The sequence below is a fragment of the Kiloniella antarctica genome (assembly GCF_042682825.1).
Classification (GTDB): Bacteria; Pseudomonadota; Alphaproteobacteria; order Kiloniellales; family Kiloniellaceae; genus Kiloniella; species Kiloniella antarctica.
Map to the genome: position 1 here is coordinate 1,031,343 of NZ_JBHUII010000004.1, position 11,813 is coordinate 1,043,155.

Here is an 11,813-nt window from a genome sequence, read left to right on the forward strand (position 1 = left end):
TATTTATATCGTCATCCGTTAGGAAACATGGTGATACTCGCCCATAGCATCTAGGAGCCAGTCAACCAGGTACTCAGCAAACGACGGCCGCACGAACATCCGGTAGGTCGGCTGATCATCAAGCATTTGCAAAAGTACAGGAGCCTTTGAAACTCTTGTCTGAACTGCTTGTCCTACAGAGAATGCCTGTGGATCCATATCCAGCCGACAGCTTTTCTTCATCACGTTACGTGCCTGAGCACCACTGAGATCCAATGCCGTACGGTTTCCAGACACATCGATAACCGCGACATGCAGCCCATCCAAAGCCTTGTGAAACTTCGCGACAAGTTCATTCTGACTATCAACAGCACCAACGACCTGCCACTCATCCGGTCCCATCCAGAACACTGTAAGATCCCCCTTTGTGACATAAGTATTCGGTTCAGTCGGAACGGTGAGGCCTGTTACCTTCTTGACGCCCGCAACAAATTTTTTGTCGTCTGCATTACCACGGATATTGACCTGTGCCAGAAATGGGACTTCGATCAATGTAACGCCATTTTCTCCACCAACAGAGCCATTGATCATGGCCTGTGCCTTATCAGCGATTAAGCTGTTACGGAAATTATCAACCATCACGACGTTCTCCTTTTGGATCATAGAACACAGGGTTTACAATTTTTACTTTTGTAACCTTGCCGCGATCATGTGCGTAAATCCATTGCCCCATACGGTTATGACCATCTTTAACCAAGGCCATTGCAATAGAATGATTCAGGTTTGGACTCCAATAAGCAGAAGTGACATGACCAACCATTGGTGCAGGGGTCGGATTTACACGCTCATAAGTGAGCTGTGCACCTTCTGTCAAAACCTCTTTTGGATTTTCAGTCAACAATCCAACCAATTGCTTCCGGTCGGGGCGCGCTGTATCTGCACGCATAAAGGAACGGCGACCGACAAAGTCCCCTTTCTTTTTCGCAACGATCCAGTCCATGCCAAGATCCTGAGGCGTCTGCGTACCATCAGTCTCTTGACCAATAATCACAAAACCTTTTTCAGCCCGAAGAACGTGCATGGTTTCAGTACCGTATGGCGTAATGTCATACTTTTCACCCAACTCCATACACTTCTTCCATAAATGAAGACCGTGCCAATTACGAACGTTGATCTCGTAAGAGAGATCTCCGGTAAAAGAAATACGGAACACACGCGCATCCACACCAGCAACAACCCCCTCACGCCACGCCATGAATGGAAAGGCGTCGTTTGAAAAGTCCATCTCCGGTGCCAACTCTTCTAAGAGTTGGCGCGCTTTTGGACCACCAATTGAAAGCGTAGACCACTCTTCCGTAACGGATGTGCAATAGACTTCAAGATCAGGCCATTCGGTTTGTAAATATTCTTCTAGCCAATCGAGAACACCCGCAGCACCACCAGTTGTTGTTGTCATATGGAAGTGGTTCTCACCCAAACGAGAAGTCACACCATCGTCAAACACCATGCCATCTTCTTTAAGCATGAAGCCATAACGACAAGAACCGACAGGTAGTTTTAACCAAGCATTGGTATAAATCAGGTTCAAGAACTGTGCAGCATCTTTACCCTGAATATCAATTTTACCCAATGTAGAGGCATCCAGAATACCGACCCCCTCACGCAAGGCAGCCGTTTCGCGTGTCACTGCGGCATGCATGTCTTCGCCAGATCTTGGATAGTACCAAGCACGCTGCCACTGACCGACAGGCTCGAACGCCGCACCATTTTCAAGATGCCAGCTGTACATCGCTGTACGACGAACAGGATCGGCAAGATCTCCGTTGATACCACGACCAGCCAAGGCTCCGAAATTAACAGGAGTATAAGGTGGACGGAAAGTTGTCGTTCCAACTTTCGGGATCGCTTTTTCCAACTGCGATGACAAAATGGCCAAGCCATTTACGTTGGAGAGTTTCCCTTGATCGGTTGCCATACCTGTTGTCGTATAGCGTTTCATATGCTCAACAGAATGCATACCTTCACGAGCTGCCAACATAATATCTGCAGCAGTTACATCGTGTTGGAAATCCACAAAATGCTTGCGTTGACCTTGGCCAACAGGGTGATCTGTTGGGACGACCCAATAAGCTTTGATCGGTTTCTCTTCAACAACTAAGGCTTTTGGAGAAGCGGGCGCTTTTCCTTTGCCAAAGCCGGTATCTTTTGCTGCTAAAGCACCCGCAGTAGCACCTTCATCCAATGCAGATTGTAAATCGAAAGAGCCCTTACAGGCACCAACAGTACGCTCATTTTGAGAAGAGATATTTGGAACAAAGCAAACTTTTTCTTCGTCAAAACGGAGTTTGCCGATTGACTGAGAGAAAAGATGAACCGCCGGGCTCCAACCACCAGAAGTCAAGACAGTATCGCAATCAATCTTCCGTTTGGCTCCGGTCACTTTGCTGCCATCAGAAGAAACAGTGGCAACTTCAACGCCCTTAACCCGCTTGCGTCCCAATGTGGCGATAACGCCAGAACCCGTGATGATTTCTATGCCTTTTTTACGTGCCGCATTTGGCAGATCACCATCAACGACTTCACGCAAATCAACAACTGTCGGGATATCCATCCCGGCATCAACAAGGTCAATTGCAACGGCATAAGCACTGTCATTATTTGTAAAAACAACACCACGACGTCCCGGCAAAGCGCCATAACGGTTGGCATAGGCCTGGCCCGCGTTTGCAAGCATCACACCCGGACGATCATTATCTGCAAAAACAAGTGGACGTTCATGAGAACCCGTTGCCAACACAACTTGTTTGGAACGGAAATGCCAAATACGGTGACGCGCAAGTTCAGGTTTAGCACCGGGACCGAAATGGTCGGTGCGACGTTCATGAACCGTGATATAATTATGATCGTAATACCCAAAAGCATTGGCACGTTTTAACAAACGCACGTTGTCCATGGCTTCCAGTTCAGCAATCGCGCTTTTGCACCACTCTTGTGCAGGTTTACCATCAATGACTTCTTTTGTATTCAAAAGCGTGCCACCAAATTCGGCCTGCTCATCACAAAGAACAACACGCGCCCCTGTGCGACCTGCAGCGAGAGCTGCGCTCAAACCTGCGGGGCCAGAGCCAACAACCATAACCTCACAGAATTCGTTCATGTGATCGTAAGTATCAGGATCTTTTTCGCGTGGCAGAACACCAAGACCTGCCATCCGGCGAATAGCGGGTTCCCAAACTGTCATCCACAAGGATGATGGCTTCATGAAAGTTTTATAATAAAAACCGGCAACAAAAATTCGCCCGGCAATCGCGTTAATTGCAGCAATATCAAAATTAACCGATGGCCAGCAGTTCACAGATTTAGCGCTGAGGCCTTCATAAAGTTCGACCTGAGTTGCGCGTAAATTGGGTTCGCTACGCGGCCCCGTCTCCAGCTGAATGATCGCATTTGGTTCTTCGGAACCGCAGGTCAGAATACCGCGTGGGCGGTGAGTTTTAAAACTACGGCCAACCAGATGAACACCGTTTGCTATAAGAGCCGAAGCAAGTGTATCACCCTGAACCCCTTTATAACCTTTACCATTAAACGTGAAGTTAATGGTTTTAGAACGGTCAACCTGAGTTCCTTTCGTTGTACGGAACAGCTCGGTCATCACGCGCCCTCTTTCTTTTTAACAGGTGCTTTTTTAGCAATCGATTTTCTAGCCGGAGCCTTTTTGGGAGCAGCTTTTTTCGGAGCAGACTTCTTAACAGTAGCAGGCTTTGTTGTTGCTGCTACTGGTAAATCCGGCTTTTCACCTGTTTTATATACAGAGACAATTTCATTCGTCACCGTGTTGCGTGCAACATTAAACCAACGACGACATCCGTCTGAATGCACCCACCGTTCACGATGTACACCTTTGGTGTTCGTGCGCATAAAGACGTACTCCGCCCATTCAGCATCAGTGAGATCATCCGGGTTTTCTGGACGAGCAATGTGCGCCTCACCACCGTAGTGGTATTCGGTTTCATCGCGGTCACCACAGAAAGGACATTTGATATAAAGCATCCAATTAACTCCTTAGTGGGCTACACCAGCAGCACCGTGTTCATCCACAAGCGCACCGGTAATGAAGCGATCGATGGAGAATGCCGCATTAAGATCATGCGGTTCATCTTTTGCGATTGTATGCGCATAGCACCAACCTGCTCCTGGCGTTGCTTTAAAGCCACCCGTACCCCAGCCAGCATTGACATAGAGGTTTTTAACAGGCGTTTTACCAATGATGGGAGAAGCATCTGGGCATGTATCCACGATACCACCCCAAGACCGCATCATCCGCGTCCGAGAGAAGAGCGGGAAAAGCTCCATAGCCGAGGCCAACTGATCTTCGATGACATGCAGAGACCCGCGTTGGCTATACCCAACATAAGAATCAATACCTGCGCCCATAACCAACTCACCTTTGTCTGACTGAGAGACATAAACGTGCACGGCGTTAGACATCACAACACAATCGAGCACAGGCTTCATTGGTTCGGACACCAGTGCTTGAAGCGGATGTGATTCGATTGGCAGACGAATGCCCGCCATATCAGCGACAACAGAAGTATGCCCCGCGCAAGCCATAGCGATTTTCTTGGCTTTGATATCACCAAGAGAAGTTCGAACACCTTTGACCACACCATTTTCAATCATCATGCCCTGAACTTCACAGTTCTGGATAACATCAACACCCATTTCATCAGCACCACGAGCATAACCCCAGGCAACCGCATCGTGACGGGCAGTTCCGCCCCGACGTTGAAGTGTCGCGCCCATAACTGGGTAGCGGCTGTCTTTTGAAATATTGATAATTGGGCAAAATTCTTTTACCTGCTCAGCATTGAGCCATTCAGCATCAATGCCGTTCAGGTTATTTGCATTCACACGGCGTACGGATTCACGGACATCGCCCAAATTATGGGCCAAGTTCATCACACCACGCTGAGAGAACATCACATTATAATTCAGTTCAATAGAAAGATTTTCCCAGAGCTTCATCGCGTTCTCATAGAAGAGACCAGATTCATCCCAAAGGTAGTTAGAGCGAACAATTGTTGTGTTCCGCCCTGTGTTACCGCCCCCGAGCCAGCCTTTTTCAATAACGGCCACGTTTGTGATACCGTGCTCTTTGGCAAGATAATAGGCTGTTGCCAAACCGTGGCCACCAGCACCAATAATCACAACATCGTATTCAGGCTTCGGATCTGGACTGCGCCATTGGCGGGGCCAGTTCTGATGCCAGCTCATGGCATTTCGTGCCAAGCTGAAAATCGAAAAACGGGACATAGCCGTTTATACTCCTCTGTTAGTTGTCCACATCCTACGCCGAGTTACAAAACAGTTCCATGTACGGCGAAGACAAGATTATTGTATCCTTGCGACATTCTGATAACCTTCACGTTTAAAAGCGACGCAAATCATCCTGATGACTAATGCAACAGTTCTGTAACGACGCACGTTAACTAGGTTAAAGCCAAACTTTATGTCCATTAAGGGAAGTTCAGAATTTTGAATGACAAGACCACAGATTCATCCCTTTGTGTCGCATTTATACTGCTGCCGAACTTCACATTAACGCCCTTTTCTTCTGTCATCGATACTTTAAGACTTTCAGCCGATGATGAGGATTTTAGCCGCCCTTTAAAATGTAAATGGTCTATTATCAGTAACAAACCCGGCAAAGCAGTAAAATCCAGTTGCGGTGTCGAGATTACTCCTCAACAAGATACCACAGATCTTGGCCAATACGACTATCTTGTCGTTGTTGGTGGTTTATTGCACAAAGGGCCTCAGGCCGATCAGGAAACAATCAAAATCATACAAAAAGCAGCTGGGCTTGGCACCTCGATTGTCGGCCTCTGTACCGGAAGTTTTACAATGATCCGGGCGGGCCTGATGAAAGGGCGCAGATGCTGTGTTAGCTGGTACCATTACAACGACTTTCTCGAAGAATTTATCGACGTTAAGCCTGTAGCTGATCAAGTTTATGTCGTGGATGGGAATCGTATTACTTGCGCAGGAGGGGCAGGTGCGCTCGATCTTGCCGCATGGTTGGTTGAAAAACATCTCGGTAAAGCCGCAGCACAAAAAGCGTTACGAATTCTTCAAGTGGACAAAATTCGCTCGGCATCCTCACCGCAACCACAACCACCGATGATACAGATATCAAATAACGATCGTGTTCGAAAAGCCGTTTTAACTATGGAACAGAATATGTCGTCTCCTCTATCCGTAGAAGAGATTTCCAATCGGGTCAATATTTCTAAACGACAGCTTGAACGCACATTTAACGAACATCTAGGCATAAGCCCACAGGCCTGTTATCGGGATCTCCGCCTACGGCATGGGCTTTGGCAGCTGTTAAATACCGACAAAGCCATAAGTGATATAGCCGCAGATTGCGGGTTTTCGGACGCATCCCACTTTTCCAGGCATTTCAGTAAAACCTTCAAGCGTCCGCCCTCTTCCATTCGAAACGCCAAGGAAGAAGGCCATCGGATTTTAACTAATTTGCTCCCCGAAAATATCTAGATCACTCAGTTTTCCCAAAACCCACTTACAAAAAAAGCAGGCAACCCAAGGATTGCCTGCTTTTTTTGTTATTATCCATCGGCAAGATTAGGAGATACCGCGGATCCGGTCCGAACGACGACGCAAGATTTCAACCGTCGTCAACATGATAATTGAGAAAGTAATCAGGATTGTTGCAACTGCAAGAATTGTCGGACTAATCTGCTCACGAATACCCGACCACATTTGCAATGGGATAGTTCGTTGTTCAACGCCAGCAATAAAGATCGCCACAATCACTTCATCAAAAGAGGTCATCATAGCAAAGAGAGCGCCAGAAATAATCCCAGTCATAATCAACGGCATCGTTACTTTGAAGAAAGTATAAGTCGGCGTTGCACCGAGGCTAGCCCCTGCCTTGATTAAAGTATGATCAAAGTTACTAAGCGTTGCTGTCACGGTAATAACAACAAAAGGTGTTCCCAAGGCCGTATGTGCCATGATCAAGCCAGCATAACTTTGTGAAATTCCAATTTTGGAATAAAAGAAAAACATCCCTGCGGCGGCAATAATCAAAGGCACAATCATAGGAGAAATCAACAACCCCATAATGACGCCCTTAAAAGGTAGCTCTGAACGATTAAGTCCCAAGGCAGCAAGGGTTCCAAGAACAGCAGAGAAGAAGGTCGCAAAAAGCGCAACCACAATCGAATTCTTAATAGAATCCAACCAACGATCACTCGTCAGAAATGTTTCATACCATCTTAGAGAAAAAGCGTCAGGATCTAGAGTTAACATCCCTTTCGTAAAACTAAAATATGGTTCTGCATTAAAAGAAAGCGGCACGATAACCAAAATCGGCGCAATCAGAAAGATAAACACGGCCACACAAAACAAACGGAAGGTATAATACCAAGTGCGTTCCAGTGGTCCAGCATATGAAGGTATTGCCATAATCTCTATCCCAGCTTAACGGAGTTAGTACCAACGATACGGTTGTACACACCGTAAATTCCCAAAACCAACACCAGCAACATAACACCCAGTGCAGCAGCTAGGCCCCAGTTAAGTGATTTCTGCATGTGCCCTGCAATTGCATTCCCGATAAACTCACCAGACTGTCCACCAACGAGTGCAGGTGTAATGTAATAACCTATCGCAAGAATGAAGACGAGGATTGCGCCTGCAGAAATACCAGGAACCGTCTGCGGTAGGTAAACCTGCCAAAATGCAGTCCAAGGTGTCGCTCCAAGAGAACGCGCAGCACGTAAATAGCTTGGCGGTACCGTTTTCATCACAGAATAAAGTGGCAAAATCATAAACGGCAAAAGAATATGCGTCATCGCAACCACGGTTCCGATCGCATTATAAATAAGCTGTATACGCTGCTCATCGCCAATGATGCCGACCCAAACGAACAAATCATTCAATATGCCCTGGCTCTGTAACATTGCAATCCAGGATGTTGTCCGTACAAGTAAAGACGTCCAAAATGGCAGCAGAACAAGAATCATTAAAATATTTGCCGTCTTCGTTGGAAGAGAAGCCAAAAGATACGACACTGGGTAACCCAGTAACACAGTCATTGCCGTAATCAGCATAGACATCCATATCGTACGCCAGAACAGTTTTAAATAAATTTGCTCATCTGAATCAACAAAAGATACTTCGCCATCAGGAGAGGTCTCCATGTCAAAGGCGTTAATGTAATAAGAAGCAGTGAGTTTAGAACCAAGGCGTTTAATAACCTTCCAGTTATCAATATCACCCCATCCTTTTTTGATACTAATCAGGCTTTCTTTATAGGGAGCTTGTATCTTTTTATATTTACGTGCAGACCCCATAATGAGGCTACGCATACCACTTTGTTCATAGTTTAGACGTTTAGCAGCTTTACCGATAGTTTTCGCTTTATTTCCATCAAGAATATCTTGAGCTAAGGCTGCAAAAATAGCTTCATCAGGTAAAGACTGCTCGTCCCAATTCTCAAGAGCATTCGTTGTCAGCGGCATAAACTCATTTACGATTGGATCGTCGACACTTCGTATCAACATGTCACCAATCGGCGCGACAAACGTAATTAGGATAAAAACAACAAGTGGTGCCACTAGCATCAGGGCTTTAATTTTGTTTCGGCGCAATGAACGGTGCAGATCAGCTTTAAGTCGCTTCTGCTCTTCAGGGGCCAATTCGCCCGTTGCCTCGACTGATATCGACATGAAATTTTCCCAGACGTTCTTTGTGGCTCAACTATACAATAATTGATTTCACAAAAAGAAGTTCCCCGGTATCGGGTCCGTTTACTTATTGGACAGGTATCTTTTAGTAGATACTTTACGAATAAGGGGGAGCTCGAAAGCTCCCCCTCGTATCAAATGGCTTATTGAGCCAACCAAGCGTTGAAACGCTCTTTCAGATCATCGCCGTTATCAGCCCAGAAACCAGCATCCTTCTTAATTGGTGTTTTGAAGTTTGCAGGGTTAGTAGGCATGTGTGGGTTCATATCTACACCAGTCTCAAGGTGTGTAGAAATCAACGGAGCAGATGACTTACGTGCAGGACCATAAGAAATATATTTCGCTTGATCAGCCAAAGCCTGTGTCGTTGTGGAGAATCTCAGATAATCCATAGCAGCTTTTTTGTTTGGCGCATTCTTTGGAATAACCCAGCCATCAAGCTCAAACATCTGACCGTCCCAGATGATTGTGAAAGGTTGATTTTCAACAACCTGTGCATTGAAAATACGGCCATTGTAAGCAGAAGCAATCGTTACTTCCCCATCAGCCAAAAGCTGTGGAGGTTGAGCACCGGCATCCCACCAAACAACAGAATCTTTGATTGTATCAAGCTTAGCAAAAGCACGATCCACACCTTCTGGTGTATCTAAAACGTCATAAACTTCGCCGTAAGGAACGCCGTCAGCAACAAGAGCCCACTCTAGGTTAGCATCAGGTTTTTTCTCAAGTGCGCGTTTACCTGGAAATTTGTTCAGGTCAAAAACATCAGAGATTGTTTTTGGAGCATCACCAGTGAAAGCTGTGTTGTTATATGCAAACATCGTTGCATAAACAATTGTTGGAACAAAGCAACCACTCAGAGAACCGTCAACAAAATCGTCAAGCGCGGAAGAACCATCTGCACCTTTATCAAGATCGTTGTTGTAATCGATTTCTTGTGCCAAACCTTCGTCACAAGCAGTCAAAGCGTCACCTTCAAGGATATCAACAACATCCCAAACGCCGTTACCAGCTTCAGCCTGCGCACGCATACCAGCAAGCCCATTACCTGATTTATCTTCATCAAGAATTGTAATACCAGTTTTAGCGGTGAATGGATCACTATAAGCGCCACGTTGGCTAGCTGTATATGACCCGCCCCAAGATACAACTGTAAGACTGTCAGCAGCTTGAGCCGCCGTTGCTACAACCATTGAACCCAGCACGAGAGCTGTGGAAATTTTCAAAGTTTTCTTCATTCTTAATATGCCTCCCTAAGGCTTTGTGACCTTGTGTTTTAAACACCTCGTTATCTTCTGCTCCTACGAGCAAAAGATGGTCTTAAATATCAGGCATCAAGCGCCCGACAATCGTCAATACTCCACCCGATAGGAATGGTATCGCCTTGTGCGAGACCTTTCTTGTCAGAAGAGTTTGGAACTTTGACGATAAAATCATTGTGCCCACAAACGTTCATGCGAACCCGAATGTGATCACCAAGATAAATAACTTCCTCAGCTTTGCCCGAGAACATGTTCTGGCATTGCCCATCAACAGGGTTTAAGAAAACCCGTTCGGGGCGCAGAGAAAGAGTTGTTCCGTTACCCGCACCATCCGTATTGACATCCAGCGCCTTAACGCGATCACCATTATCAAGAACCACTTCGCAAATACCGTCTGCAAGGGCATCCACCCGACCAGTCAGTTTGTTGTTTTCCCCAATAAACTGGGCAACAAATGCATTTTCAGGCTTTTCATAGAGTTCCGTCGGCGGAGCAAGTTGTTGGATACGACCATCTTCAAAGACGGCAATCCGATTTGACATGGTCAGAGCTTCGGACTGATCGTGGGTCACATAAACAACTGTAACACCCAATCGATCATGAATATGTTTGATTTCATACTGCATTTGCTCGCGCAGATTTTTATCAAGAGCACCAAGAGGCTCATCCATCAAGACCAGATCAGGTTCAAAAACCAGAGCACGCGCGACAGCAACACGCTGTTGTTGTCCACCCGAAAGTTGAGCTGGGCGTCGATTTCCGAACGGGCCGAGTTCGACCATATCCAAAGCTTTTTGAACTTTTTCTTCGACTTCAGCTTTCCCCATTTTTCGAACTTGAAGTGGGAAAGCCAAATTCTCAGCAACAGTCATATGTGGGAACAGAGCATAGTTTTGAAAAACCATCCCGATTCCACGTTTATGAGGCGCTACATTATTAATAGAGCGCCCATTGAGAAAGATATCGCCATGAGTTGCGGTTTCAAAACCTGCAAGCATCATTAATGAAGTAGTTTTACCGGACCCGGATGGGCCCAACATTGTTAGAAATTCGCCCCGGGGTATGTCAACGTTGAGGTCTTTAACAACCAAATTAACGCCGTCATAACTTTTTTGGACCCCATCAAAACGTACATACGCTTCGCTAGATGCGGGATTCGCCATAGCGCCTATTGCCTCGCTACCTGTTCAAATTTATCACGCAGTACACGTGTTTTTCATTAGCACACATTAGAAACACTAATTCAGAATGAATCAAGCGCTCACAGCATATGCATGCGCTAATTCGTGAAAAAGTGCTTTTTAACTTATCTGATTCAAGGCTGGTTCGTTGGTATATTTGTGACTTAACAAGTCCTGCCTCCCTCATCCGATTTTATATCGGACTTTTTATTATTTTCTAAACAGATGATAACAACCTTCATGTGACTAGGTTGCCTTGATGCCCTTCTTCTGAAGGCTTATTCCTCTGCTAAGATAACTACCAAAACCTCAATTACGATGACCCATGAACATCAAACTGTCATGAATAAATGTGACATTAACATGAACTAATGAGACATAATAACTTATTTTTCGCCCAATCGCGACATTTTCATCTCTTCAAACGCCGACTGGCAAAATTTAATCCATAAGCCCCTATGTTCTACTCACTCCCCTATACAAGTTAATAGGTATTTATGAAAATGTATGGTGGCAAAGTACATGAATTTCAAAAATCTCGCTTTCAATTTTTTAGTTGAGGACCACATCTGTCTCTCACCCTAATAGAGTCTGAAACATAAAAGCCAAACGCATAG

At 45.7% G+C, this 11,813-nt stretch carries 9 protein-coding genes; 1 reads left to right on the forward strand and 8 read right to left on the reverse strand.

Annotated features, from left to right (window positions below; all coding sequences use genetic code 11):
- Positions 1 to 18: 18 nt before the first annotated feature.
- From ACFSKO_RS11845 to ACFSKO_RS11860, 4 genes are read right to left on the reverse strand one after another with little or no spacing between them, the layout of a single operon-like run.
- Entirely contained in the window at positions 19 to 618 is a 600-nt protein-coding gene (locus ACFSKO_RS11845; RefSeq protein WP_380251771.1) for a sarcosine oxidase subunit gamma, read from the reverse strand.
- Entirely contained in the window at positions 611 to 3,631 is a 3,021-nt protein-coding gene (locus tag ACFSKO_RS11850; protein ID WP_380251773.1) for a sarcosine oxidase subunit alpha, read from the reverse strand. Before ACFSKO_RS11850 ends, ACFSKO_RS11845 begins: the two co-directional genes overlap by 8 nt.
- Positions 3,631 to 4,029: a sarcosine oxidase subunit delta gene (locus ACFSKO_RS11855; protein ID WP_380251775.1), complete on the reverse strand. Its 399-nt coding sequence runs from the start codon at positions 4,027 to 4,029 to the stop codon at positions 3,631 to 3,633. Before ACFSKO_RS11855 ends, ACFSKO_RS11850 begins: the two co-directional genes overlap by 1 nt.
- A 12-nt stretch (positions 4,030 to 4,041) precedes the next feature.
- Complete coding sequence (locus ACFSKO_RS11860; protein ID WP_380251777.1) at positions 4,042 to 5,292, reverse strand: sarcosine oxidase subunit beta family protein; 1,251 nt, start codon at positions 5,290 to 5,292, stop codon at positions 4,042 to 4,044.
- A gap of 222 nt (positions 5,293 to 5,514) precedes the next feature.
- Here ACFSKO_RS11860 and ACFSKO_RS11865 point away from each other — a divergent pair, with 222 nt between their 5' ends.
- A complete protein-coding gene (locus tag ACFSKO_RS11865; RefSeq protein WP_380251780.1) occupies positions 5,515 to 6,537 on the forward strand; it encodes a GlxA family transcriptional regulator in 1,023 nt (340 codons plus the stop codon).
- 87 nt (positions 6,538 to 6,624) lie between these two features.
- Here the strand turns inward: ACFSKO_RS11865 and ACFSKO_RS11870 are convergent, their stop codons facing one another.
- The 4 genes from ACFSKO_RS11870 to ACFSKO_RS11885 all read right to left on the reverse strand — a co-directional run bounded on the left by ACFSKO_RS11870 (position 6,625) and on the right by ACFSKO_RS11885 (position 11,178).
- Positions 6,625 to 7,470, reverse strand: coding sequence for an ABC transporter permease (locus ACFSKO_RS11870; protein WP_380251782.1), 846 nt, complete (start codon positions 7,468 to 7,470; stop codon positions 6,625 to 6,627).
- 5 nt (positions 7,471 to 7,475) lie between these two features.
- Positions 7,476 to 8,735, reverse strand: coding sequence for an ABC transporter permease (locus tag ACFSKO_RS11875; RefSeq protein ID WP_380251784.1), 1,260 nt, complete (start codon positions 8,733 to 8,735; stop codon positions 7,476 to 7,478).
- 161 nt (positions 8,736 to 8,896) lie between these two features.
- Positions 8,897 to 9,991 (reverse strand): ABC transporter substrate-binding protein, encoded by a 1,095-nt coding sequence (locus ACFSKO_RS11880; RefSeq protein ID WP_380251786.1) that lies wholly within the window; start codon positions 9,989 to 9,991, stop codon positions 8,897 to 8,899.
- An 89-nt stretch (positions 9,992 to 10,080) separates the two neighbouring features.
- On the reverse strand, positions 10,081 to 11,178 hold the full coding sequence (locus tag ACFSKO_RS11885) for an ABC transporter ATP-binding protein (RefSeq protein ID WP_380251788.1): 1,098 nt from the start codon (positions 11,176 to 11,178) through the stop codon (positions 10,081 to 10,083).
- Between the last annotated feature and the right edge of the window lie 635 nt (positions 11,179 to 11,813).

Coding starts and splice junctions, on each gene's coding strand:
- ACFSKO_RS11880 (WP_380251786.1), bottom strand. CDS start 9,991: ATGAAGAAAACTTTGAAAATTTCCACAGCTCTCGTGCTGGGTTCAATG.
- ACFSKO_RS11875 (WP_380251784.1), bottom strand. CDS start 8,735: ATGTCGATATCAGTCGAGGCAACGGGCGAATTGGCCCCTGAAGAGCAG.
- ACFSKO_RS11870 (WP_380251782.1), bottom strand. CDS start 7,470: ATGGCAATACCTTCATATGCTGGACCACTGGAACGCACTTGGTATTAT.
- ACFSKO_RS11885 (WP_380251788.1), bottom strand. CDS start 11,178: ATGGCGAATCCCGCATCTAGCGAAGCGTATGTACGTTTTGATGGGGTC.
- ACFSKO_RS11850 (WP_380251773.1), bottom strand. CDS start 3,631: ATGACCGAGCTGTTCCGTACAACGAAAGGAACTCAGGTTGACCGTTCT.
- ACFSKO_RS11860 (WP_380251777.1), bottom strand. CDS start 5,292: ATGTCCCGTTTTTCGATTTTCAGCTTGGCACGAAATGCCATGAGCTGG.
- ACFSKO_RS11845 (WP_380251771.1), bottom strand. CDS start 618: ATGGTTGATAATTTCCGTAACAGCTTAATCGCTGATAAGGCACAGGCC.
- ACFSKO_RS11855 (WP_380251775.1), bottom strand. CDS start 4,029: ATGCTTTATATCAAATGTCCTTTCTGTGGTGACCGCGATGAAACCGAA.